The sequence below is a fragment of the Acinetobacter calcoaceticus ANC 3811 genome (genome assembly GCF_000399665.1).
Classification (GTDB): Bacteria; Pseudomonadota; Gammaproteobacteria; order Pseudomonadales; family Moraxellaceae; genus Acinetobacter; species Acinetobacter calcoaceticus_B.
Window position 1 is genome coordinate 657,848 of record NZ_KB976986.1, and the last position, 22,767, is coordinate 680,614.

Annotated in this window: 27 protein-coding genes and 1 pseudogene; 22 read left to right on the plus strand and 6 right to left on the minus strand. The window is 36.7% G+C overall.

The genetic code is table 11. The features are described from left to right. The first annotated feature begins 10 nt into the window (after positions 1–10). Positions 11–274: a hypothetical protein gene (locus F935_RS04350; protein ID WP_016137789.1), complete on the plus strand. Its 264-nt coding sequence runs from the start codon at positions 11–13 to the stop codon at positions 272–274. Positions 275–328: 54 nt separating this feature from the next. On the opposite strand, the gene F935_RS04355 is transcribed toward F935_RS04350, so the two are convergent. Continuing rightward, positions 329–1,183 (minus strand): DMT family transporter, encoded by an 855-nt coding sequence (locus F935_RS04355; RefSeq protein ID WP_016137790.1) that lies wholly within the window; start codon positions 1,181–1,183, stop codon positions 329–331. Positions 1,184–1,409: 226 nt separating this feature from the next. On the opposite strand from F935_RS04355, the gene F935_RS04360 reads away from it, so the two are divergent. From F935_RS04360 to F935_RS04370, 4 genes are all read left to right on the plus strand, one after another. After that, entirely contained in the window at positions 1,410–2,279 is an 870-nt protein-coding gene (locus tag F935_RS04360; protein ID WP_016137791.1) for a LysR family transcriptional regulator, read from the plus strand. Positions 2,280–2,431: 152 nt separating this feature from the next. After that, entirely contained in the window at positions 2,432–2,563 is a 132-nt protein-coding gene (locus F935_RS18205) for a hypothetical protein (RefSeq protein WP_004643213.1), read from the plus strand. A 273-nt stretch (positions 2,564–2,836) separates the two neighbouring features. Next, positions 2,837–3,124: a hypothetical protein gene (locus F935_RS04365; RefSeq protein ID WP_016137792.1), complete on the plus strand. Its 288-nt coding sequence runs from the start codon at positions 2,837–2,839 to the stop codon at positions 3,122–3,124. Between the two features lie 248 nt (positions 3,125–3,372). Then, positions 3,373–3,735 (plus strand): NirD/YgiW/YdeI family stress tolerance protein, encoded by a 363-nt coding sequence (locus F935_RS04370; RefSeq protein ID WP_016137793.1) that lies wholly within the window; start codon positions 3,373–3,375, stop codon positions 3,733–3,735. A 140-nt stretch (positions 3,736–3,875) separates the two neighbouring features. Here F935_RS04370 and F935_RS04375 read toward each other — a convergent pair whose 3' ends face one another. Then, entirely contained in the window at positions 3,876–4,847 is a 972-nt protein-coding gene (locus F935_RS04375; protein WP_051110039.1) for a LysR family transcriptional regulator, read from the minus strand. A gap of 102 nt (positions 4,848–4,949) precedes the next feature. Between F935_RS04375 and F935_RS04380 the strand changes: the two genes are divergently transcribed. The 7 genes from F935_RS04380 (at position 4,950) to F935_RS04410 (ending at position 10,973) form a co-directional block, all read left to right on the plus strand. Next, positions 4,950–6,053, plus strand: coding sequence for an alkene reductase (locus tag F935_RS04380; RefSeq protein ID WP_016137795.1), 1,104 nt, complete (start codon positions 4,950–4,952; stop codon positions 6,051–6,053). Between the two features lie 78 nt (positions 6,054–6,131). Then, the gene (locus F935_RS04385; RefSeq protein ID WP_016137796.1) at positions 6,132–6,512 is read left to right on the plus strand and encodes a nuclear transport factor 2 family protein; all 381 of its coding nucleotides are present in this window, start codon (positions 6,132–6,134) and stop codon (positions 6,510–6,512) included. A gap of 170 nt (positions 6,513–6,682) precedes the next feature. Then, a complete protein-coding gene (locus tag F935_RS04390) occupies positions 6,683–7,702 on the plus strand; it encodes an alpha/beta hydrolase (protein WP_016137797.1) in 1,020 nt (339 codons plus the stop codon). A 170-nt stretch (positions 7,703–7,872) separates the two neighbouring features. Beyond that, complete coding sequence (locus F935_RS04395) at positions 7,873–8,370, plus strand: nuclear transport factor 2 family protein (protein WP_016137798.1); 498 nt, start codon at positions 7,873–7,875, stop codon at positions 8,368–8,370. A 148-nt stretch (positions 8,371–8,518) separates the two neighbouring features. Further along, entirely contained in the window at positions 8,519–9,166 is a 648-nt protein-coding gene (locus F935_RS04400; RefSeq protein WP_016137799.1) for an SDR family oxidoreductase, read from the plus strand. 71 nt (positions 9,167–9,237) lie between these two features. Continuing rightward, on the plus strand, positions 9,238–10,383 hold the full coding sequence (locus F935_RS04405; RefSeq protein WP_016137800.1) for an NADH-dependent flavin oxidoreductase: 1,146 nt from the start codon (positions 9,238–9,240) through the stop codon (positions 10,381–10,383). A gap of 14 nt (positions 10,384–10,397) precedes the next feature. After that, on the plus strand, positions 10,398–10,973 hold the full coding sequence (locus tag F935_RS04410; protein WP_016137801.1) for a flavin reductase family protein: 576 nt from the start codon (positions 10,398–10,400) through the stop codon (positions 10,971–10,973). Between the two features lie 59 nt (positions 10,974–11,032). Here F935_RS04410 and F935_RS04415 read toward each other — a convergent pair whose 3' ends face one another. Beyond that, positions 11,033–11,656, minus strand: coding sequence for a LysE family translocator (locus tag F935_RS04415; RefSeq protein WP_035366044.1), 624 nt, complete (start codon positions 11,654–11,656; stop codon positions 11,033–11,035). A 400-nt stretch (positions 11,657–12,056) separates the two neighbouring features. Here F935_RS04415 and F935_RS04420 point away from each other — a divergent pair, with 400 nt between their 5' ends. The 6 genes and pseudogenes from F935_RS04420 (at position 12,057) to F935_RS04440 (ending at position 16,909) form a co-directional block, all read left to right on the plus strand. Beyond that, positions 12,057–12,482 carry a VOC family protein gene (locus F935_RS04420; RefSeq protein WP_003650523.1) on the plus strand — a complete coding sequence of 142 codons (426 nt, stop codon included), beginning with the start codon at positions 12,057–12,059 and terminating at the stop codon, positions 12,480–12,482. 66 nt (positions 12,483–12,548) lie between these two features. After that, positions 12,549–13,799 (plus strand): cation:dicarboxylate symporter family transporter, encoded by a 1,251-nt coding sequence (locus tag F935_RS04425; RefSeq protein ID WP_016137803.1) that lies wholly within the window; start codon positions 12,549–12,551, stop codon positions 13,797–13,799. 104 nt (positions 13,800–13,903) lie between these two features. Next, entirely contained in the window at positions 13,904–14,779 is an 876-nt protein-coding gene (locus tag F935_RS04430) for a LysR family transcriptional regulator (protein ID WP_016137804.1), read from the plus strand. A 418-nt stretch (positions 14,780–15,197) separates the two neighbouring features. Next, a complete protein-coding gene (locus tag F935_RS04435; protein ID WP_016137805.1) occupies positions 15,198–16,310 on the plus strand; it encodes an OmpW/AlkL family protein in 1,113 nt (370 codons plus the stop codon). Positions 16,311–16,359: 49 nt separating this feature from the next. Then, a pseudogene (locus tag F935_RS19190) lies at positions 16,360–16,470 on the plus strand (hypothetical protein); the annotation flags it as partial. A gap of 10 nt (positions 16,471–16,480) precedes the next feature. After that, positions 16,481–16,909: a hypothetical protein gene (locus F935_RS04440; RefSeq protein WP_016137806.1), complete on the plus strand. Its 429-nt coding sequence runs from the start codon at positions 16,481–16,483 to the stop codon at positions 16,907–16,909. Between the two features lie 68 nt (positions 16,910–16,977). Here F935_RS04440 and F935_RS04445 read toward each other — a convergent pair whose 3' ends face one another. Further along, a complete protein-coding gene (locus F935_RS04445) occupies positions 16,978–18,564 on the minus strand; it encodes an ATP-binding cassette domain-containing protein (protein WP_016137807.1) in 1,587 nt (528 codons plus the stop codon). 261 nt (positions 18,565–18,825) lie between these two features. Beyond that, the gene (locus F935_RS04450; RefSeq protein ID WP_016137808.1) at positions 18,826–19,269 is read right to left on the minus strand and encodes a universal stress protein; all 444 of its coding nucleotides are present in this window, start codon (positions 19,267–19,269) and stop codon (positions 18,826–18,828) included. A 290-nt stretch (positions 19,270–19,559) separates the two neighbouring features. On the opposite strand from F935_RS04450, the gene F935_RS04455 reads away from it, so the two are divergent. The 3 genes from F935_RS04455 to F935_RS04465 all read left to right on the plus strand — a co-directional run bounded on the left by F935_RS04455 (position 19,560) and on the right by F935_RS04465 (position 20,839). Further along, a complete protein-coding gene (locus F935_RS04455) occupies positions 19,560–19,787 on the plus strand; it encodes a hypothetical protein (RefSeq protein WP_016137809.1) in 228 nt (75 codons plus the stop codon). Positions 19,788–19,961: 174 nt separating this feature from the next. After that, on the plus strand, positions 19,962–20,135 hold the full coding sequence (locus tag F935_RS18210; RefSeq protein ID WP_016137810.1) for a hypothetical protein: 174 nt from the start codon (positions 19,962–19,964) through the stop codon (positions 20,133–20,135). 260 nt (positions 20,136–20,395) lie between these two features. Continuing rightward, positions 20,396–20,839, plus strand: a complete 444-nt coding sequence (locus F935_RS04465; RefSeq protein ID WP_005306468.1) for an RDD family protein — start codon at positions 20,396–20,398, stop codon at positions 20,837–20,839. A 57-nt stretch (positions 20,840–20,896) separates the two neighbouring features. On the opposite strand, the gene F935_RS04470 is transcribed toward F935_RS04465, so the two are convergent. Beyond that, a complete protein-coding gene (locus F935_RS04470; protein ID WP_016137811.1) occupies positions 20,897–22,072 on the minus strand; it encodes a benzoate/H(+) symporter BenE family transporter in 1,176 nt (391 codons plus the stop codon). Between the two features lie 186 nt (positions 22,073–22,258). Between F935_RS04470 and F935_RS04475 the strand changes: the two genes are divergently transcribed. Continuing rightward, on the plus strand, positions 22,259–22,732 hold the full coding sequence (locus F935_RS04475; protein ID WP_016137812.1) for an Lrp/AsnC family transcriptional regulator: 474 nt from the start codon (positions 22,259–22,261) through the stop codon (positions 22,730–22,732). Positions 22,733–22,767: the final 35 nt, after the last annotated feature.

A 22,767-nucleotide genomic window follows, 5' to 3' on the forward strand; every position in this document is an offset into this window, starting at 1 on the left:
GGATTAAAACATGAAATTTTCCTACCAAGATCTTGCTGGAAATAACGTTGAAGTGGCGTGTGAAAGTTATATTCATATACCGTCAGGAACAGCAGTGAAATCTACAGAAGCGGGTAATTATCACCCTACTGAAAACTTCAGATTCTTTAAGAAAACTGAAGCTGATTCTATGCCTATCTATCGATTTGCTATTGATCAAAATTCTAATGTTTTTAATAGTGATGAACTTCCAGCATTAGCTCAAATTGGGACAGACTGGAAAAATTTAGATTAAATTTTTACTCAAAATAAGACCCTCATTCGAGGGTTTATATATTTTTTTTATGAGTTACTTCTTTTTAAATACAAGCATTAAGCCCAGTAAAATCGCGATCATTCCAATTAAGCCCGCCAGAGGTAACGTATTTTTTAAAATTAGAAAATCTAAGAGTGCAGTAACAATGGGAACCAAATAGAACAGGCTTGTCACATTTACAATATTGCCCTGACTTAAAAGCCGATAAAGTAAAAGCTGAGCAACTACAGAAATTAAAATTCCTAGAAATAAGACTGAAATAATCAGTTGCGAATTCCACGTTATTTCAAAATGTTCAAAGGGAACCATAAACAGGCAGACCACAAGACTGACTATATATTGTAGCGGTAAGACATCTGTAGGAGCTTGTTGAATGTTCTTTTGCATGATAGCCCCAAAGGTTATACAGATGAGGGCAGCTAAGGCAAAGAATATCCCGATTGGTGCTATAAACGACATCGTCAGGCTTTTCCAGACTAAAAGAATGAGACCTGCTAAAGCAATGAATAAACCGAAAAGCCTTTCTTTTTGTAAGCTCTTTTCTAGAAGGCAGAGCGTTAAAATGGGTTGTATTCCCATGATTGTAGCCATTAAGCCTGGAGTGACCCCGTGAGCCATAGCCTTAAAATAGCAAATTGAATAACCTGCGATCATGAGTAATCCAGTAAGCAGAACTTGCTTTCGAGTTCCATGTTTAGGTAAGAGTCTTTTTCTAAAAATAGCCAGTAGCGACAGAACAATTAAAGCAGTAGAAAAGCGCAGAATTAATAATGCTATGGGTGAGGCATTATCTAGTCCCCATCGAGTAAAAATTGCGGCACTACCCCAGAGCAAAACAAAAGCGGATGTTGCACTTTGTGATGCAAGCATCTGTTTATTTGGGCACATAAAACCTCCTCCTAGTGCGTAATACCTAAGAAATACGAAATGATGAAATTATGAGTAAGAGTCGCTATTAACGTGTTATTCGGACATTAATCAATTCACGGATAATTTCATTTTAGAAAAATGAATTGTTTTAACTTTTTCTAAATTCAGTATGGAAGAGAGAATAGATAAAGAAAAGCGCATAATTCTTTTATATACTATTTGAAAATCGAATAGATAAATCGTAATGAATATAAAAAATTTACAGATTGATTGGTTAAAGTGTTTTGTCACAGTCGTTGATACAGGCTCATTGTCGAATGCAGCACCTGAGTTATACCGCTCTCAGTCTGCGGTGAGTATGCAACTGAAAAAATTAGAAGAAGCGCTACATTGCCAACTTTTAATACGAACACATCGACAAATTGAATTAACGTCGCAAGGACAGCTACTCTTAGGTTATGCACGTCGTATTCTCGACTTACATACTGAAGCGCAAATGGCATTTCATGGAGATGAATTAACGGGCCGTATACGCCTTGGGGTACCCGATGACTATGCCGCTAAATATTTAACACCCGTACTCAAACGTTTTGCACCACGGTACGGAGGGGTTGAAATTGAATTGATTTGTGAACAGTCGACTTCTTTAATTCCACGAGTAGAAAGTGGTGATATAGACTTGGCATTAATTTCAAGAGATAACGCTCGTCAAGGAACACTTTTGTTTCATGAACCGATGGTATGGGTAGGCTCTCCACAGTTTGAACTCTGGCGAGAAGACCCGCTTCCAATTGCAGTTTACGAAAGTACCAGTCAAGCTAAAAAGAGTGCTATTCATTCTTTAGCATTACAAGGGCGCCGTTACCGTGTGGTATACAATAGTTCAAGTTTGGCCGGTCAAATTGCAGCAGTTGAAAGCGGTTTAGCAATCGCTGTGTTCACGCAGTGCAGTGCACCTGAGCATTTAACCATTTTAGGTGCAGATCATGGACTTGGACCATTAGAGCCGATGGAGGCTGCGGTTTATCGGAGTAGGTCATCTTTAGAATCGAAGGCTGTAGACCACCTATATGAATTACTCATTAAAACGCTCAGACACTCTGTAAATGTTTAATGATCAAATCTTAAATTGATATTTAAAGGTTAAACCAAAGAGCTTTACATTTTTGCGTTAAATCTACAAAAAAGCCTAGAAACTTATGCTGATCGTAAAACTAATAAAAAGTATTTATTAACTCACTATCTGAATAATTCATGAGGTGAAATATGACAAAAATTATGGCTACCTTGGGTCTAGCTGCCATTATTTCTTTAAGTGTGAGCGCTTGCCAAGGTGAAAATGACACAAAGCAGCAAGATAAAACGACCACCCCTCACTCAATGGACAAAGATTCATAATCCAGATGAATTTTGAAGCCCATCGTAAGATGGGTTTTTTTATATCTTTTTATTTTTATCTTAAAATGTGATTTGTAACTCACAATATTTATTTTTAATGGAGCTGTTCAAAATATGTTGACTAATATGCTAGGTTTTAAATATATTTAAATGCAACCTGAATCATTTTAAATATAACTCTATATTTGAAGAAAATTGATTCAAGTGCCACCAGATCAGAAATTTAACCTTTAAATTTGATTATAAAAATATTAATTAATCAAGGAGGTAAGTATGGACGCTAAATTTCATTCTGAAAATGAATATGGTTTTATTCTAGATATTTTGAACACTTACATGGTGATAAAGAAGACATTAAAAAATGATCATTATCCTTATGATTCATTTGGTTATCTTCTTGCTCTTTATCAACCGCTCAAAGTTTATATCCCTCAGCTTCCTCATCCAAAAATTTATATTGAGATTGGTGGAATTTCATATGACAGAATGATTGTTGGGCAAACAGAGGATGAGACAGAAGCCATAAATCTTTTATTGAATTTAGGACAACTTGTTGCTTAACAATTAAGTGATATTTTAATGCTGAGTTTAATTTACTTAAGAAACACACTTTCTTAAGTAAATTTATGACAAAACTAAAGGCTATAAAATGGCTGTTGGAAAAGAGAACTTAAAGAAATTTTTTGGTGTTTCTAGATGACATGATTAAAGAAACTCTCTTATAAGATACAAAAAACCACAAAAGCTAAATCTATAACTTTAAAAGAATTTGTTTATATAACTAAGAACATTAAAAGTAGGTCATCGTAATGAAAAAAATATTCTTAATAGCACTCACTGGATTTACTTTATTGGGTAGTAATGCGGTATTGGCTAAACCCGATGCTACATTAATAAAAGAAGCGACAAAAAATGTAGTCACAGTTTCTAAAGCAAAAACTTTGGCTGATGAATCTGGAGTAACTTTGACGGGTACGATCGTAAAGCATATTGCTGGTGATCATTTTGAGTTTAAAGATGCTACGGGTTCGATTGTAATTGATGTTGATGATGACTTGTGGAAGCCTCTACAACTGAAAGCTGGCGATAAAGTGCGTGTAGTAGGAGAGGTAGATACACATCGAGTTAAGCCTACCGACATTGAAGTTTTTAAGATCGAACGTGTTAAATAAAACTAGATTATTTATATCAATATTGTTCAAAGCAAACAAAAAAGAAAACTCCTGTTTTAGGAGTTTTCTTTTGAAAGACGATAACTTTTTATTATTGCGTTGCGTTAAATGCCTTTCGATATATGCTTAGGGCTATTAAATCAAGACGTTTCAGCTTTATTAGCATCACGTATGAAATCAACAAACGCACGTAGTTTTCCTGGCATGTGTTTGCGATGCGGATAGTAGAGATGAAAAGCGTCATCTAATCCACTGTGCTGCTTCAGTATCTGCTGCAGTATGCCGCTTGCTAACTCTTGCTTAGCAAAATCTTCGAAGACGAAACCGATACCTTGGCCTTGTATTGCTGCATCAAGAGTAGATCTCATTTCGTCAAAAATAAAGCGCCCTTGAACATCGATTTGTACCATTTGACCTTGATCTTCGAATTTCCATTCAAAGAATCTGCCACCTACGGAATAGCGCTGTCGAATGCAGTTGTGTTTTAACAGGTCCTCAAGAGTCTTGGGCTCACTTCGCTTGCGGAAGTAATCAGGGGCAGCCACTACAATTCTTTTTTGTCTTGTTCCCAACTGCACAGCGACCATGTCGTTTTGCACCCTCTTACCCATGCGTATGCCAATATCGAAACCAGCGTTGACGATATCACTCAGTTGATTATCCAGTGAGACCTCGATATTAATCAGCGGGAATTTTTCAAAGAAAGAAGCCAGATGCGGTTCAATAAAGATACGGTATGCGACATACGAAGAATTGAGGCGAACTGTACCAGATGGCTGATCGGTCGCCAGCAAGACTTGTGACAAGGAGTCTCTAATCAGAGCAAGCGCTGGTGCTAATGCTGCGTTCAATGACGTACCAGCCTCGGTCAAACTTACACTGCGTGTAGTGCGGTTGAATAGCCGAACATTCAGTTGCGTTTCCACACTTTTGATAGTGCGTGATACCGCAGTTGGCGTGACGCCGATTTCTGCAGCAGCGCGAGCGAAGTTCAAATGTCTGGCTGCAGCCTCGAAGGTTAAAAGACCTGGAAGATGCACTGGTGGTGAAGAGAGTAAATCTTCTACACCTTCAGCACGAGTTGGACTCTGCATTATGACTTTTTTGTTCATACTGTATCTTCACTTATGATTATTTACGTCATTATCTCCTATCTTCATAATGCTTACATCAATTAATTACATCACGCAAATCAGTTATCAATAGGAGTCACAATGAAGCTTAATCGCTCATCGACGGATCTTTTTTCACCACTCAAAATAGGTGCGTTATCCCTTGCTAACCGAATCGTCATGGCCCCGTTAACTCGTAGTCGTATGGGACTAGATGGTGTACCAAATGAATTGCATGCTCGCTACTATGCGCAACGTGCCAGTGCTGGTCTGATTATTAGTGAAGCGACTAATATTTCCGCTCAGGCGCGGGGATATGCATTGACGCCGGGTATCTGGACTGAAGAGCAAGTAGCAGGCTGGAAATTAGTCACAGATGCAGTACATGCAGTTGGTGGCCTTATTGTTTGCCAATTGTGGCACGTGGGTCGCTTCTCTCATGTGGATCTGCAGCCAGATGGCGCAGCACCAGTAGCACCTTCGGCGATTCGAGCAGAAGGCCAAACCTATACTGAAAATGGAATGATGGATGTCTCTATGCCACGAGCACTCGAGACATCCGAAATTCCTGGCATCATCGAACAATATCGACACGCCGCCTCATGCGCAAAACGTGCTGGCTTTGACGGTGTTGAAGTACATTCTGCTAATAGCTACTTGCTGGATCAGTTCCTCCGCGATTCGACCAATCATCGTAGTGACGAATATGGCGGTTCCATCGAAAATCGCTGCCGACTCACGTTGGAAGTAACTGCAGCCGTGGTCGAAGTCTGGGGCCATGATCGCGTAGGTATTCGCCTTTCTCCAGTGACACCAGATGCAGGTAACACGCCATTAGATAGTCAAGTCATGCAGACATATGGTTACTTGATTGAGCAACTGAATCGCTTTCAACTCGCATACATGCATTTTGTCGAGGGAGCGACAGCTACTTCACGCGTCGTCCCTGAGAACGTAGATCTCGATGCTTTACGCGCGCTTTTCAAAGGACCATACATAGGCAATAACAATTACGACCTAGAACTGGCCATGACCCGTCGCACTGAAGGCAAGGTCGATGCTGTGGCTTTTGGTCGTCCATTTATTGCAAATCCAGATTTAGTACGTCGTTTGAAAGAGGGAGCTGAACTCGCTATTGCACCACGTGAAACCTATTACGGCAACGGCGCAAAGGGTTACACCGATTGGCCTACATTAGCTGGATAAGCTAAAGGGCAACTAATCTATGCTGGACAAAGCGACCAGCTTTTTATAACGACTCGAATTAATAATCAGGAGTAAAGCATGAACAAACCTACGTACGTACAAGATTATCAAGCCATCGTTGAGGTACTGAACAAGTACAACGAAGGTTGCAAACAGGCTAAGAGCAGCATCATGAAGCCTGCTTTCAATGAGCAAGCTACGATCTTCGGTGTTGATGGCGGCAAGCTGACTGGCGGCCCGATTCAAAAATTGTTCGATGGCATCGACAGCGCATTCCATCCATCTGCTGAAGCTCAAGGAGTGATTGTCAGAGTCGACATCGTAGGCACGGCTGCTAGCGCGCGCATCGACACCAACGACGTCTCGGGCTTTTGCTTTACAGATTTTTTCAATCTGCTGAAAGTCGATGGCAAGTGGACTGTGGTCAGTAAGATCTATCACACTCACGTAGCGCCTTGAACACACGTGGCTGATTAGGCTTTTCCCACGATGTCTTGCGCCTTTCTTTGCAGCCGGACGACCAGCTTACTTGTCTGAAAAATGCTGCCTTCCTACTTCGGCTACCGCACTTCGGACAAAAACATCTTGGGAGCAGCCTTGACGCGTGCACTCACTACAAAGGAAATATCATGAAAACTCTCACCTCTGCTTTGGCCCTTTCGGTTGCGACCCTGTCGGGTAGTAATACTTTTGCAACCAGTCTGCCCGGCGTTGAACACAACACGGCAAAATTCTTGCAATCACTTGAAGGCGGCAAGCCGCTTGAGACCATGACGCCAGCCGAGGCCCGTGCAGTGTTGGTGGGCGCTCAAGCTGGCCCCAAAGTGGCCTTGCCTGCGGCTGAAGTCAGTGAGAAGACGATCCACGTCAATGGCAGCGACTTGAAGCTAACCATCGTGCGTCCAGTAGGCAGCAAACAGAAGACCCTACCTGCGTTCATGTACTTCCATGGTGGCGGCTGGGTACTGGGCGATTTTCCAACCCACGAACGGTTGGTGCGTGACCTTGTGGTTGGTTCGGGTGCAGTGGCGGTCTTCGTCAATTACTCCCTGTCACCTGAGGCGGGATTTGGTGTTGCCATCGAGCAAGCTTATGCCGCGACCAAATGGGTGGCCGAACATGGTAAAGAGATCAACATCGATGGCAAGCGCCTTGCCGTAGCTGGTAATAGTGCGGGCGGCAACATAGCCGCTGTGGTTACCTTGATGGCGAATGAGAAGGGCACGCCTGCACTGCGTTCGCAAGTATTGCTGAGTCCGGTGACGGATGCAAATTTCGACACGCCGTCGTACAAGCAGTTTGCCAACGGCTACTTCCTGACGAAGGACTTGATGGTATGGTTCTGGGACAATTACACGAGCGATGCCAAGGCACGCAAGCAGATCTACGCTTCACCGTTGCAGGCTACGACTGAACAACTCAAGGGCTTGCCGCCGACGCTGATCCTGACCGCTGAATTCGATATCCTGCGCGATGAAGCTGAAGCTTATGGCCGCAAACTCGACGCTGCAGGAGTGCAAGTGAATACAGTACGTTACAACGGCATGATTCACGATTTTGGACTGTTGAATGTATTCAGCCATCTGCCAGCATCCCGCAGTGCGATGGCACAAGCGTCACAAGAGCTCAAGGCTAATCTGAGTAAGTAATCTTAAAGGCAGGGAACCTACAGCTCATGGCTGAGCTGTGGTAATTCATGACTGAAAACACGTCGTTCACTGGATTGCCTAGCTACATCAGCGAGGTTTCTCACAATGTTTGCTGTGTTTCTGCAGCTACACATCAATGAGTAATTCTAACTCTTATTAAGAGCAACTAAATGAAAATAAATTTTATCAAGACTTTATTTTTCGCGGCAATCATTATTGGCTTGGGTACGACTGCTCAAGCAGAAGATCTGCCACGCGGCCAACAAGTTAACAGTGGTAAAACCGTGAGTAAACCTACGTACGTGCAAGAATACCAAGCCATCACCGAGGTGCTGAATAAGTATATTGAGGGTTGCAAGCAGGCCAAGAGCAGCATCATGAAGCCCGCGTTCAACCAATATGCGACGATGTACAGCGTGGGTGCTGATGATAAGCTGGCTGGCGGTGCGATTCCAATTCTGTTCGAAGGTATCGACAAAAATTTCCATCCATCTCCTGATGCACAGGCCGCTATAGCCCGCATAGAGATAGTTGGTACGGCGGCCAGCGCTCGCATCGACGCCAATGATATGTCAGGCATCTCTTTCACCGACTTTTTTCATCTGCTGAAGGTCGAAGGTAAGTGGACTGTAGTTAACAAGATTTTCTACACGTATCCAAACCACTAAATCCTGAATTAGTAGGCTAAATTCTCTAGCAAAATCTTTCTTTCGCTTTTCCTACTTGTACAAGATGTGGGATGGAAAAGCGATGCTTATTGTTTAGGATTTGACGCTAATTACTTCATTTAATCGTAATTGTTATGAAGGTGTAATTATGAATATTCTTGTTGTTGGTGCAAATGGAAGAGTGGGTTCTCATTTGGTAAATACATTGGCAGAAATGGGGCATTCAGTTTTTGCGGGAGCTCGCAAAGATTCATTGAGTTTTACGAATCCTTCTATCCACTTTTTTGAATTGGATTTACTAGCTGATTTGCAAAAAATCATTCAACGTTTTGAATCTGTAAATATAGATGTAATTTACTTCACTGCAGGCTCTAGAGGAAAAAATCTTCTTCAAGTTGATGCTTTTGGTGCAGTGAAAGTGATGCAAGCCGCGAAAGCTGTGGGTATTCGTCGATTTATAATGTTGAGCTCAGTTTTTGCACTACAACCTGAACGCTGGGGTGAGTCATTCTTACAGAATATCACTGATTATAACATTGCAAAATTTTTCGCAGATCATTGGTTAGTTCATCAAAGTACTTTGGATTTTACTATCCTACAACCAGGTGCATTGCAAGAAAATTTAGGTAGTGGCCGAATCAAGATTAATGTCTCAGAGCCTCTTAGTAACAGTATTGATAATGTCGTAGAAACACTTGCAAGTATTTTAAGTGCTCCCAATACGATCGGTCAGGTAATTACGATGGCTGATGGTGACATTCCAATTACAGATGCGCTCAATCAAGTCTCCTCGTAAAGTTTTACGTTTCTGTTTAATGCTTTTAAAGCAAAGATTAAGTTCAAAGATTTTTTAAATTGAAGATGAAAATGATGAATCCTAAATACTCTCCCTTATTCCAACCCTATACTTTAAATAATGGGGTAACGATTAAAAATAGATTAGTCGTTGCTCCAATGACACATTTTGCTTCTAATGATGACGGTAGTTTGAGCCAAGAAGAGCGTGCTTTTATTCAAGGACGTGCAGAAAACTTTGGCTTATTCATTAGTGCCGCGACTTTAGTTTCACCTGAGGGTAAAGCATTTGTAGGTCAGCCTGAGGCTATTAGTGATAAAGACTTACCTAGCTTGAAAGCAGTTGCTAATTTGATTAAATCTCAAGGTGCAAAAGCAATTTTACAAATTCATCATGGAGGTAAGCTCATCATGAATGAATTGTTGAATGGTGCAGAAATGGTTGCACCATCTGAAGATCTTCAATCTGGATCACGTGAACTCACACATTCTGAAATCAATAATTTAATCCAAGCATTTGCAAATGCTGCTGATTTAGCTATTCAAGCGGGTTTCGATGGTGTTGAGATTCATGGTGCTAATGGTTTTTTAATTCAGCAATTTAACTCAGCACAATCAAACCATCGCACGGATGAGTGGGGTGGCAGTATTGAAAAACGTATGCGTTTTTCATTGTCGATTGTAGATGCTATACATGCTGTCAAAATGAAACATGGGTTAAATGATTTCATAATTGGTTATCGGTTTTCACCAGAAGAACCAGGAGAGCAAGGCTTAACAATGGCAGATACATTTGCCCTAATTGATGCATTAGTAGATAAACCGATTCAGTATTTGCATGTATCTCTTTGGGATTTTTATAAAAAAGCACGTAGGGGAGCAGATACAAACTTAACTCGTATGCAACTTTTACATGAGAGAATTGCAGGCAAGCTTCCATTAATTGGTATCGGAAGTTTATTTAGTGCAGATCAGATTTTAGATGCATACGAAACTAAATGGGCTGAATTTATTGCGGTTGGAAAAGCAGTGATGATGAATCCCGATCTTGCAACATTAATTGCGAATGGGCGCGAGAGCGAAATTGTTTTAGCAATAGATCCTCATAAAGCTGATCGTTATCGTATTCCTAATAATCTGTGGCAACAAAATATGAGCCGTCTATCCTATTTACCTCCACTTAAAGATGACTCTGAGTGGAAAACAGTTGATATTTAAATATTGAGCATAATATGGCAATTCAATCTGTACCTTTAGAAAAAGCCTATCGTTTATTGAATCATGGACCAACTGTGTTGGTCTCTGCAAAACATCAATCTACTGAAAATGTGATGGCTGCTTCATGGGCTTGTGCGTTGGAGTTTTCTCCAGCAAAAGTCACTGTGGTTTTAGATAAAATGGCATTTACACGTTTTTTAGTTGAACAAAGTGGATGGTTTGCATTACAAGTTCCTGTTGCACGACAGGCTCAAATGGTTGTAGATGTTGGAAGTGAAAGTCTAAAAGACCACCCAAATAAATTGAATGAATTTGGTGTAAAGCTATTTTACCAAGATGGTTCTCAAACTCCTTTAGTCGAAGGTTGTGTAGCTTGGCTACTCTGTAAACTAATTCCAGAGCCACACAATCAAGAAGCTCATGATCTTTTCATTGGAGAGGTGGTTAGTGCTTGGGCTGATGACCGTGTCTTTAAAGATGGTCACTGGCAATTTGATGACGTACCGATAGAACTGAAAACTTTACATTATATTGCTGGTGGACAATTTTATGTTATAGGCCAAGGACTTAAAGTGAATAAAGGACCTTAGTCTAGCTTTAATTTTACTGTATTGGCATTTTCAAAGAACCAATACAGTAAATATTTTAATCATGTTAACGATAGAGATATTAGTGATATTGAAAATAAAATAAAAAAAGTACCAATAATTTTGTTAAATAAATAAAAGAATTTTGGTTTTTTTATTAATACTTTAATCTTTTCACCACCCCAAATATAGATTAGCATCCAAGAAAATTCGCAAACAACAAAAGTAAAAATCAGTATTGAATACTGAGAGAGGATAGATGAATTAGGGTTAATAAATTGAGGGAAAAATGAAATAATAAAAAGTAATGTTTTAGGATTGCTAATAGCTATAAAAAAACCATTAATAAAGAAATTTTCACGTGTTTTATATTCGGATGAGTTGTCATGGTTTATTTGTTTTGATTTATATTTTAAGTGTTTTATGCCCATTATAAATAAGTAAATAATTCCAAATAAATTAACTAATTTAATAAAGATGGTTTGTAAATTACTTAAAAATAAAAGAGTAATACAACATACTGTAATTGACATTAATACTCCAAGTAAACACCCTGAAGCTGAAATTAATGTTTCTTTTAAATTTTGGCTTAGTCTTGTGTTTAATACGAATACCATATTGGGGCCTGGTATTGCTGATAGTGCAGAAATAGTAGATAGAAATAAGAGCCAAGTATATAAGGTCATAGCAGTTTATTAAATGTTAAATTATAGTTTTAAAGTAAAAATATAATAAACAATATTTTTTTATTAGATAGATAAAAAAATATTATATGCATACATGATTTTGATAATCATTTTTATTTAATTAAATTTGTTTTATTTCAATGGTTTGAGTTGTGTATAGGAATAATTTGTTAATTTAAAAAAATATTTTTGTTTCTATGCATACTTTTTTTTATATAGCATGAATTTGTTTAAAGGATATAAGAAAATAAGGTCAAACAGATTCTTATTATCTTGAATTCCTATTAGGTATAAAGGATTATACGAGTAAAGAAAGAATCTAAATTTTAGATTTTAACTCGAAAAACCTTTCTATTTTAAATTTTTATTTAAGTCAAAAGTCAATTTAATAGAGGTTCCTATGAGTTTAGCACCATTCCATTTAGCTATCCCTGTTTATGATTTGCCCGCTGCAAGAAATTTTTATGGTGAAGTCTTTGGCTTAGAAGAAGGAAGATCTAGTGATCACTGGGTTGATTTTAATTTCTTTGGACATCAGTTAGTTATTCATGAACATCCTAAAATGGATTATCAAGAAAAAGTAGTTTCTAATTCTGTGGATGGTCATGATGTGCCTGCTCCGCATTTCGGAATCATTCTAAGTTGGGAAGATTGGGAAACTTTAGCTGAAAGATTAAAGTCTTTAGGTACAAAGTTTGTGATTGAACCCTATGTACGTTTCAAAGGTAAAGTTGGCGAACAAGGAACTATGTTTTTATTTGATCCGTGTGGTAATGCCCTTGAATTTAAAGCATTTAAAGATATGACTCAGCTTTTTGCGAAATAAAGTAATAAGGGATACGAATATTATTTGTATCCCTTTTTTGAGGACATGAAGAAACAAGGATGATTTATGAAAAGTATTTCTTTGGTATGGCAAATATTAATTGGTCTTCTTTTAGGTATTTTAGTCGGATGGTATTTTAATGTAAATCCAACTCATCAAGTTTGGGTAAGCACTGAAATATTAAAACCGTTAGGCGATATTTTTATTAATATGATGAAAATGGTCGTTGTACCTATTGTATTGTGTTGCATGATCTTAGGCATCGCAGGAGGAGGTGATAATAAGTCTTTTGGAAAAATGGGTGCAGGTTCTCTCCTTTATTTCTTTACAATAACAAGCCTTGCGATTGTTTGGGGTTTATTATTAGCCAATTTTTTTCAACCTGGGGTTGGAACAGATATATCTGGGATGGCACACTCAGCTGTAGTACTACATACTGACACGAACAAAGGCGCTCTACAGATTATAAAAAATATCGTGCCGGAAAATATTGTGGTAGCCCTATATGAAGGCAAACTACTATCAATTCTATTTTTTGCGATTCTTTTTGGTTTAGCATTAAACAAAATTCCTGAAGAAAAAAGTAAACCTGTAATAACAGTTTTACAGGGAATATCTGATGCATTGTTTAAGCTTGTAAGTTTAGTCATGGCTTATGCACCGATTGGTGTGTTTGGTATGATCGGAGCGACAGTTGCGACTTTTGGCTTCAGTTCTTTATTGCCATTACTGAAATTAATTGGAGTCGTTTATCTAGCTTTAGCGTTATTTGCTATTTTTGTTCTAGGTACTGTGTGTTTGTATATAAGAGAAAACTTATTTCACCTTATTAAATATTTTAAAGATGAACTCATTCTAGCTTTCTCAACTGGTGCGTCTGCTGCTGTCATGCCGCAATTAATGCAGAAACTCGAAAAGTATGGTGTTCCACGCCGTATTGTAAGTTTTGTAGTACCTATGGGATATGCATTTAATTTAGATGGAGCATCAATTTTCCTAGGTGTGGCTACAATTTTTGTCGCTCAATTATATGGAATAGATTTGACTATCTCTCAACAAGCATTATTGGTTGTGACTATGGTCTTAACATCTAAAGGGGCAGCGGGAGTTCCAGGTTTTGCAATTCTAATTTTATCTGCAACTTTAGCTACAGCTGGTTTACCGCTAGAGGGTGTTGCGTTAATTGCTGGTATTTTTAGAATTATTGAAAGTGGTACTACAACATTAAATGTTCTTGGAAATGCTATTGCACCACTTGTTGTAGCAAAGTGGAAAACGAAACGGTTAGAGTCTTTTAATACTGTAACTGAAAATTAAAACCAAAGATAAGTATCGCACTAAGAGATACTTATCTATATAAATTTAAGAAGTGTATAATTTCTACAAGGATTGGTTTTATCATTTAATGGAATGCAGATAGTATGTTTCATGAGCTCAAAACCCTGATAGCAATTAAAAAATATGGTTCATTTAGTGCTACAGGTAACAATGTGGGGCTTACTCAAGCAGCTGTCAGCGCACAAATCAAATCTTTAGAATCTTATTTGGGGATTAAGCTCTTTGAAAGAAATGGAAAAACTGTTCAATTTAATAGTGAGGGTTTACGCGTACTTGCATTAGCTGAACAACTTTTTGAACTCGTTGATAAAATGAAACAACCCGAATGTATGGCAGATTTTACGGGTGAGATTAGAATAGGGGCAATTGCTTCGATCCAATCCAATATTTTGCCAGAAATACTTGAAGAACTATTCAAATATTTTCCTAAAGCAAAAATTAAGCTTATACCTGGAGTGTCATTCAATTTGTTCCATCAGCTTGGGAAAAATGAGATAGATCTAGCAATTATCATTAAACCTAATTTTGAAATTTCCGATGACTATTGTTATTACACCTTAAAAAAAGAGCCTATTCTTCTTATTACCCCAATTGATATTCACGAAAAACACCCTGTTGAAATTTTGAAAAATAATCCATTTATACGTTATGACTACTCCTCATTTGGTGGGAAAGTTGTTGCAAACTACTTAAATAGGAATCAAATTAAAACAAATGACATTATTGAAGTTGATGAAATTGAAGCAATTATTAGAATGGTAGAAAAAAAATTAGGTGTAGCTTTAATTCCAGATATTGGAATGAGTAAATTGAAAGAAAAAAATATTAATATTATTGATCTAAAACAACCAGATCTTTATCGTGAAATTATTATTATTCATAAAAAGAATACTGAAGATTCAATTATATCAACTATTGTTTCTAAAATAGTTGAAGGTGTTGCTATTCGTGAAAAGTAATTAAGTCTATTCATTTCTCAACAACAAAGCATATGTGCTATTGATAGGAAAAGACAAACATCCGACATTCAGTCGTATTTTTTATTGCGTAAACTTAATTGATATAGATTGTAATAATCTCGAAATATGTGTCAAAAATCTCACATCAAATGTCATTCAGCGATCAAAGCTGGCGAATATTAAAATTAGACTATTTTACCTTTAAATTATTTTACCAATCGTTAAATTATTGTTAGTTTTATTTTTGCCGTTCGTCAGAAAAATTAGATAACTATTTCATGTAATTAATGAGATAAATTGATAGATTTATCTAAATTAATTTTGTTTAAAAATTATACTGATTGATAAAAACGGCAACTTAGCTATATTCCATATCTATATTGCAAAATCAGCAATATATTTCTAGGATGGAATAAAAATGAAAAAAATAGTAATAAAAATAGCAATATTAAGTTCATTATCTGTAATCACAAGCATTAGTTATGCTCAGGAATTTAAAAGATTCTCTGTCTCTGCTGGTTGGCTACATGTAATGCCACAGGGTAAAGCTAATCCATTTAATATTAATACCGCTGTTAAAAATGGAACTGCTACTAAAGTCGGTACTATTTCAACAACAAGCTTTTTAAATTCGGTTGATCCTAATGCCACTGAAGTAGACTTAGGAGGAGAAGTTTTTAATCAAAAGGAGTTTCTAGAGCTAGCGTTAAAAGATGAGTATATGCGAGAGATTATGCTTGATGAGAACGGAAATATTAAATCTGAAGTTTCCGGTATTGCGACGGTTCAAGGAATAGAAAACTGGCAACAAAATGATGCAGGCCTTGAGGTCGATGATGCAGATACGCTGGGATTAACCTTCAATTATTATCTAAATGATCATGTGTCTTTACAATTTATTGGCGGAATTCCACCTAAAGTTGATATTAAAGGGAAAGGCGAAATCTTAGCGCCGTTAAGTGGAGTCGCAATGTCTCCTAATGATTTGGTGAAGTATCTTTTTCCAAATGGAATTACCTTAGGTCAAGCAATCCCGATTACTAACTTAGGCAATAAATCTAAAGCTGCATCTATTCGCGCATGGACGCCAACCATAGAAGCACAATATCAGTTTGGTAAAAGTGGGGTAAATAAGTTTAGACCCTATATTGGGGCAGGTTTAATGTATGCCCATTTTAATGATATTAAACTCAATGGTGGAATTCGTTCTGATTTAGTGTCCGCAGGCCATATGATCCAAAACGTGTTGGATGGCAAAGCTGGAGCAGCTTTAGACCGAAAAGAATCAAGCGGAAAAATGGTCGTTAATGTTGATGCAGATGATGCGATAGCGCCTATTTTTACCGCTGGTTTTACTTATGATTTTAATGATTCATGGTATACGGTCGCTTCTGTGTCTTATGCAAAGTTAAGCAATAATGCCCAAATTGATGTTGTCAATCAGAATACGGGAACTCGCTTAATACATGCCACAACAAAAGTTGATATTGACCCACTGATTACCTATTTAGGGGTAGGTTATCGATTCTAATATTTTTTAAAAAGGGTATCTCAAAGTTAGATAATATTTAAATCTTTGAGATACTTTATTTGTTACTGGTTATAAAAAACCATTACTACTTATCAAAATCATACATAAAGTAAAATTTTATAAAATTTATTTTAATATAATAATCTTAAATAAATTTTGAGGATAGGAAATTGAAAAAAATCATTAAAACTTTATTATTATCTACACTAATTTCAACTGCATCATTCACAGTTTTAGCTAAAAATGTTGAGCAAAAAGTTAATTTTTTACAGGGTTCCACTCATACTACATTAACTGGAAAATTTCAGGGTTATGATGATGTGAGATATAGATTTTATGCAAAGAATGGACAAATATTAAAATTTAATATTAATAGTCTTGGTAATTTAGCCTATGTTAATATTTTTGCACCAGGTAAAAAGCCAGGTAAAGATAATGCATTATTAATTGGTTCAACTGTAGGATCTAAAGGAGAACTTACTTTACCAGTTGAGGGTGATTATATTGTTCAGGTTTATCAAATGCGTAATAGTGCTCGTAAAAATAAAACTGTGAAATATAATTTAGACATCGAAATATTAAATAAAGTAAAAAAATAATGATGGATAGAATTTACTAGCTCTCAAAAGAGAACTAGTAAATTTGAAGAAAAAGACATCAATAATGATTAATCGGCTAAAGCAAAGGACTCATGAATAGCACAACTTTCAACAAAAGTTTGATCATGTGAAATGAGCAATACAGCGCCTTCATAGCTTTGAATAGCGGTAGCTAATAGTTCTCTAGATTCAATATCTAAATGATTTTCTGGTTCATCTAATAACAGCAGTTCAGGGGTAGGATGTTTCTGGCTAAGCGCCAATAAGGCTACTTTGAGTTTTTCACCACCACTGAGCTGAGACAAAAGTTGTGTACCTTTATCACCTCGAATTCGAAGTTGACCTAATAGATTTCGCCATTCTAGTTCTGAAAGCTCACTATTCATGTGGGTTAGATTTTCAATCACCGTCATTTCATCACATAAAAAGCTAAAGTTTTGGTCCAGATAAAAGCACTCTACAAATAAGTGAATGCTGTCACATGACTGTTTGTTTTGAGCATGAATTGCTTTGAGTAGTGTGGATTTACCAATACCATTTTGGCCAGTTATGTGAATTTTTTCGGCTGCCTGTACCGCTAAATCTATGGATCTTTGCGTTCCATATTTCAGTTTAAGCCCTTTAATTCGAAGAATTTCTCCAGATTTCTTGTGAAAAGTAGGGAAGACAAACTGTTGTGACTTGACGGTTTCAAGACGCATTTTTTTGTCTGTTAAATCATTCTGACTGTTCGAAATCTGTCGTTGGTGTTGAGACTGTATGGCAGCAATACTTTGGCCTGCTTGTTCCTTTTTAAAATCAAGCAGAATTTTGGCTTGAGAATTTGATTCGCGTAATTTATTTCCAGCACGTTCACGTTTTTGAGCTTTCATTAATACTTCATGCTGCTTTTGCTTCATGTGTTTAACGTCGCGTTGGCTTTGTTGAACAGATTGCTCTAAAGCTGCAACATGAGTTTGATATTGGTCATAAAATTTTTCATAGTTTCCCGTTGTGTGATGTAAACCATGTTCATTCAAATGATAAATATGGTCTACTTCATTCAATAAACTACGATCATGACTAATGATAAGCGCACCTGTTGGGTGTTTCCTCAAATGATCAATTAACCATTTTCTAGATTCCTGATCTAGATGATTACTAGGTTCATCAAGTAGTAAATAATGATCTGATTTTAAAAATAAGCAGCTCAATGCCAATTTAGTTTTTTGACCTTCGCTTAGGTTTTTCACTGGAAAGTCTAGATCTGTGGGTAAACCCGCGGACTCCAATAAATTATTCCATAAGGTGGGGAGGTCCCATTTGCCTTCTAACAAATCATAATCATCGAAGTTGGCAACACCTTGTTCAACTCTTTTAAAAGCGAGATAAAGATCTAAGATATCTAATGCGTCAGCAATAGTCAGTGCTGTCAAACGATGTAACTGAGGTAAATATGCATGCTTTACATGCCAAAATATTTCCCCAGATGTAAGAATTGAATCTGATTTAAGCGTCTGATTTAACATTTGCATAAGCAAAGATTTGCCTTGACCATTACGGCCAATTAAAGCAGAGACTTGATTCGATTCAAGGCTAAAATTTAGTTGTTGGAACATGACTTTAGATGAAAATTCTAAAGTGAGTTGTGCTATTACACATGCCTGCTGAGTCATAAAAAACCTCATAAATACAGGATGTACAAAATAGGAAAAGTAGTTTTAAGCAGAGACGTTAAATCACAAAAAATAGTCTATTTTGCACATCAAAAAAAAGAAAAATTGATGAGAAAACAAGACTTACTTCATTGGCGTGACTCGCGAAATTGGAAGAATAAGAAACTATTCTAGCTGGGTTTTTGATGAGTGTAAAATTGATGCAATCTATTTTATTAAAAAACCCAATCCTTGGATTGGGTTTTTTATATTTAAAACGGTTTATTCTTTTACAACCAATACCTGAATTTTAGTGCTGTTTAAAACATCTTGAGCAAAACTACCCAAAATAAGTTTTTGGAAGCCTTTACGACCATGAGAACCAATCACAATCAAATCAGAACCTAAGCCTTCGACAGCTTTTAAAATGCCATCTGAAGAAATTTCACCTTGGATGATTTGAGTCTCGGCATCAACACCTTCTTCGGCACATAAAGCTTTTACAGTTGCGAGTGTTTTTTCTGCATTTGCTCGTGCTTCAACAAAATAATCTTTTACAACAGGTGAGATGTAATAAAAATCTACACCGCTAAAAGGATCTACCGCAACTAAGCTAATAGCGGTCAATTTGCTCCCAAATGCCTTGGCAATATGAGCTGCTTGTCTTGCTGCCGCTAAAGAAATTTCCGAACCATCGACTGGTACAATAATATGTTGGTAATTCATAATGTTATTCCTCTTATTTACAGTTGTTATATGTATGAAGCATTTATTAATTAAAGATTAACATATTTCATTCTCGGTAAACATCTATTCGGCTACAGGAGAGAGAAATTAAATAAAATTATTTTATATCAAATACTTATGTTTATTTTTATGTCGATTTTGATGGTAGTTAAGCATTATTGATAAATAACCGATAATTTTTACATGAAAATTACAAAAAATTACCGTTCATATTTCTGTCATATAGAAAACGTATAACAAAATAATAAATTAAGGGGAGAGTGAGGAAGATGGCTGATTTAACAGCAAAGAAAGTCAATAAACTCATTGAAGAGTTTAGCCAAACAGGTAAAGAACCCGAAAAGTTAGTTATTGGTTATAAAACCTATGCCAGACTGATGACCGAAGATAAATTTGCAGAAAAAGTTGTCCCTTCACTTGAGGACTCAAAAGAACGCTTATATAAAAATCTAAAAATTAAACTTGTCACTGAAAAACATTACTTTGAAATTAAATAAAAATATGTGAACTACATCACTTGTTATTAAAGCAAAGTAACACTAAATAAGTTTAATAACATTAATATTGTATGATGATACAAATTAATAGTGTAGTCAACATTTGAAAACAGCAATCGTTTATAAACTCGATAGAATAAATTGCTTTTATTTTAAGTAGTGGAATAAATTGAAATGCCGACATTCAGTGTAATTATATTTTATGTTTTAGTTATATTAGGCAGTGTAGCTATTGTTTATGGATTGGTCAGTTTAAGTGTTTTTTTAATTGTTATTGGATTAGCTCTATTATTTGCAGCATTATTATTAAAAAAAGAGTTTAAATTAGATATTTTATTTTGGAAATAAATGTAATATGAGTTCATATTTTAATTTACTATAAACTGTTTGAATAGAACTGAAACGGAAAATTCAGTTCTAAAAATATTAGTTTTTATGATGAATATTGATGGAATAACGTTTTTTTGATCAAAATTATTACAATAAAATATAAAAGTAGAATATTTTAAATTTATTTAAGTGTTTAAAAATAAAAAAGTTTCATTTAGGATAAAAGTATAATTGTAAAAGCGTTTTTAGCTATTAAACAAGAACAAAGCGAGGTGAGCATGACTTATAAGTATGAGTATGCAGGGTTCTGGTTAAGATTTGGTGCAATGATCATTGATACTCTTATTCTTTTTTTGGCCGTTATTCCTGCGGCATGGATTTTTTATCAGGGGGATTATGACTTAGTCTTTGCCACAGGTTTAAGTACTAAGCCACAAAATTATTGGTTCGATTTGATCGTGAACTATGCATTTCCTTTATTGTATTCAGTTTTATGTTGGCTGTATTTTGCAGGTACTCCGGGTAAACGATTGATGCGATTAAAAGTTCTAGATGAAAAAACCGGCAATAAGCTAACAGTCACGCAGAGTATTATTCGATATGTTGGCTATATTCCGTCAATTTTAGTATTTGGTATTGGTCTTTTTTGGGTCGCATTTGATGCTAAAAAACAAGGTTGGCATGACAAAATGGCAAAATCAGTGGTAGTAAGAGAGCTGTAAAAATAAGACTAAAAAGCGTTCATAGCATTGGAAAAGGGGCTATGAACGCTTTTTTTATTAACTTTTTTTGACTTTAAATTTAAGTACTACAAATACAATAAGACCGACAATGAGTCCCCAAAAGGCTGAGCCAATACCGAAAAATTGAATGCCTGAAGCACTGCATAAAAAGGTAAATAATGCAGCTTCGCGGTCTTCAACTGGTCCAAAGGCAAGTGCAATGTTGTGGCTGATCGTACCAAATAATGCAATACCAGCTAAAGCTACAATAAAGATATGTGGAAAAGACATCAGTAAACTTGTTAGGGTTGCCGCAAACAAACCCATTAAAATGTAGAAAAAGCCACAGCTCATGCCCGCGATATAGCGTTTACTTGGATCTGGGTGGACTTGATCATCTAAGCTTACAGCAGCACTAATCGCAGCAATATTGACGCTATAACAGCCAAAAGGTGCAAGCACAACTTGAGTTAAACCTGTCCAGCCAATTAACTGATTGACGTTTGGTTTGTAGCCATAACTTTTGATCATGGCAATTCCGGGTAAATATTGCGAAGCCATGCTAATCACAAAAAGAGGCAGAGCTAATCCTAAAAGTGCTGACCAGCTAAATTCTGGACTAATCCAAACGGGTTTAGCCAAAGACCACTGAAGTGTAGGTATATGAAACTCTAAAAAAACAGGACATAGAGCAATACCAGCAAGGGCCGTAAATACAATGCTATAACGCGGCCATAATTTTTTTGTAATTACATAAATGATAAGTAAAGATAAAACGAATTCCCAATCATTTTGCAAACTGGCGAATAAGGAAATACCAAATTTGAGTAAAACACCTGCCAGCATGGCACTGGTTAAGCTTTGCGGAATATATGAAAGCGCTTTTTGAAATACGCCGGAAAAGCCTAATATAGCAGTCAGTAAACCACCAATTAAAAAAGCACCAATCGCTTCATTTAAGCTATAGCCACTGCCGGTTGCCATAATTAAAGCAAGGCCTGCGGTTGACCATGCTGTTGCTACAGGATATTTAAATTTCCAAGAAAGGATAAGTCCGGATAGGCCAATTCCTAGACCTAAAGCCCAAAACCAAGAAGTAATTTGTTCGGGTGAAGCACCTAAAGCTTGTGCAGCCTGAATGACTAAAATGGCCGAAACACTAATACCTATTAAAAAAGTAATAAAGCCCGCAAATACTGCTGGAATCGAAAAATCTTGAAGAATCTTTTGCATAGCTAAATGTTCTAAATCCCTGAAAAATTAATATGTTTCTGCCTTTGCTTTCAGCTCGCTAAATCTAACAATTTTTTTAAAGAAGGTGCTTTCTATTTTTTATTTAAAATCGAAATAATATTTTTATTATATCTAATAATGATATTATTTCTTCCATAATTAACACAAAATTTGGGATATTGTTTTATGGAAGAGCAGGCTGAAAATTTGACAGCGCTTGAACTTAAAATTATGCGTGCTTTACAAGAAAATGGACGTTTAAGTAATGCGGAGCTGGCCAAACTTGTGGGTATCAGTACTTCATCTTGTTGGAATCACACACAGCGTCTTTTTAAAATTGGTGCAATTCTAGATGTGCGTGCTCGGATTAATCCAAGCATGGTACAGCGTGATACGGTAGTACTCATTGGTGTGGTTTTAGACCGCTCGACGCCTGACAGCTTTCAGGCATTTGAACAAGCATCAGGTGATTTGGAAAATGTTTTAGAGTGCTATCTGGTGGCGGGAGAGGTCGATTATTTCCTAAAAATTCGAGTCAAAGATTTAGCGGCCTTTAACCGATTCCATAGTGAAAAAATTATTGCCTTACCTGGGGTAAGACAAGTAAGAACATTTTTTGTACTCAATGAAGTTAAAACTGATGGCATGTTGGCATTTTAACAGCTCATCATGTTTTAACTTTATAGTGTAAAAAC